The organism is Aquitalea sp. LB_tupeE (assembly GCF_013391415.1).
Lineage (GTDB): Bacteria > Pseudomonadota > Gammaproteobacteria > Burkholderiales > Chromobacteriaceae > Aquitalea.
On sequence record NZ_JACAXB010000063.1, the window covers coordinates 1 to 535 of the forward strand.

Here is a 535-nt window from a genome sequence, read left to right on the forward strand (position 1 = left end):
GCGGCCCGCAGGCCGCAGCGTACGGGCTGGATTATGCCTGGGGCGAGGGCGGGCGTGATGTGGCGGAAACCGCCCGCATCGCCCAGTTGCGCCATCAGGCTTCGCAGGCGCGCCAGTGTGTGGCCAGTGGCGGCGGCACGGTGCTGCACGTCCGTCCGGGCGAGGTGTTGCGGCTGGCGCAGGCGTTTGATGAAGCGCCGCATGGCTGGCTGATCATTGCCGCCCGGCATCAGGGCGCACGCGATCAGGCCTATCACAATACCTTCCAGGCCATTCCGGCCGACCGTATCTGGCGACCGGCGTTGCCCCCCAAGCCACGCATTCACGGCACCTTGCCGGCCATGGTGGTGAGTCCGGGCGATAACCGCTATCGCTATCCCTTTCTGGATGAGCTGGGCCGCTACCGGGTGCGCTTTCTGTTTGATCTGGATCGCTGGAGCCCCGGCGGCGACTCGCGCCCGGTACGGCTGGCCAAGCCCTTTGCCGGCGGCGGCTTTGGTCTGCATCTGCCCTTGCATGCCGGTACCCGCGTCAA

1 protein-coding gene is annotated in these 535 nt (G+C 68.0%); it reads left to right on the top strand.

What is annotated here, in order from left to right; translation table 11 throughout:
- Window positions 1-535: contractile injection system protein, VgrG/Pvc8 family (locus HWX34_RS21010; RefSeq protein ID WP_218645289.1), on the top strand; the 535-nt coding region annotated here is incomplete at both ends.